The sequence below is a fragment of the Synechococcus sp. R6-5 genome (assembly GCF_047461775.1).
GTDB lineage: Bacteria > Cyanobacteriota > Cyanobacteriia > Thermostichales > Thermostichaceae > Thermostichus.
The window spans coordinates 1-1,013 of record NZ_JANSHV010000352.1 but is presented as its reverse complement, the minus strand read 5'-3'; the positions used below and the strand labels follow the sequence as shown (position 1 = coordinate 1,013).

Annotated in this window: 1 protein-coding gene and 1 tRNA gene; both read left to right on the top strand. The window is 57.6% G+C overall.

All coding sequences use genetic code 11. The annotated features are described in order from the left end of the window. Window positions 1–160 precede the first annotated feature (160 nt). Window positions 161–802, top strand: coding sequence for a Uma2 family endonuclease (locus NW818_RS13650; protein ID WP_414424861.1), 642 nt, complete (start codon window positions 161–163; stop codon window positions 800–802). Beyond that, window positions 793–865, top strand: a tRNA-Ala gene (locus NW818_RS13645). Before NW818_RS13650 ends, NW818_RS13645 begins: the two co-directional genes overlap by 10 nt. The last annotated feature ends 148 nt before the right edge of the window (window positions 866–1,013 follow it).

Below are 1,013 nucleotides of genomic sequence, written 5' to 3'. Positions count from 1 at the left end.
GGCAAGAGATTCGGGATCTGCGCCGCGATTTTCTGGAACGGCGTTAGCTTCCATCCAACCGTGGCCCAAGCGCTCACAGCCCCGCTCCCAGGGGAAGAGAGGGGTTGTGTGAGATACAGGGCTAGCATGGCAACAGAGAAACTTTTGGCCGAGACGGTGTATGGCTTGGGCAAGGGGATCCGTTTCTGCACCCTCAACAGCTCGCCTGAGGTTGGCCGAATACCTTGTTTATTCGGATGGCGGGGATACCCGCTATGAGCTGGTGGCGGGAGAGTTGGTGCCCATGGCCCTTCCAACCGGACGGCATGTGCAAATTCAAAAGTTTCTCAGCCAAGTTTTTGAGGCAGAGATTGCACGGCAGCAGTTGCCCTGGACAACGATACAGGGAGGCTTGGGGATCCAGTCTCCGCGGGGCAGCCACCGGTGGGATACGGTGCGGATCCCGGATGTGGTGGTGCTGCCTTTGGAGCAGTGGCAGGAGATGGGATCCAGAGAGGCGTTGATCCGCCTGGAGGAGCCGCCGCTGCTGCTGGTGGTGGAGGTGGTGAGTGAGTCGAGCCGGGCAGCAGACTACCGGGCCAAGCGGGCAGAGTACTGCGTTTTGGGGATCGGCGAGTATTGGATTGTGGATCCTTTGGAAGAGAAAGTAAGCCTGCTGCTGCTCTATGAAGGCTGGTACGACCTGCTGGAGCTAAAGGGATCCGAGCGGGTGCCCTCAAAGGTTTTTGTAGAGCTAGAGTTGCAGGCGGGGGAGATCTTGGCTGCCGATTCGGGTTATTCTGGTAGAGCCGCGGGGAGTTAGCTCAGTTGGTAGAGCGCTGCGATCGCACCGCAGAGGTCAGGGATTCGAGTTCCCTACTCTCCATTGAGGTTTTGGATTTGGATCCCTTGCCCCCGATCCCTCTCCCAGGAGGAGAGAAGAGTTAGTGGTGGTAGGATTTCCTTATTCTGTAGTGTTTCAGTAACCATGACGCCCGAGCAAGAACAGTGGCTGATTCAAGCCATCCAAGAGT

What these genes read in the sequence shown, in the direction of transcription:
- NW818_RS13650 (WP_414424861.1), top strand. Translation starts at nt 161, where the DNA reads ATGGCTTGGGCAAGGGGATCCGTTTCTGCACCCTCAACAGCTCGCCTG.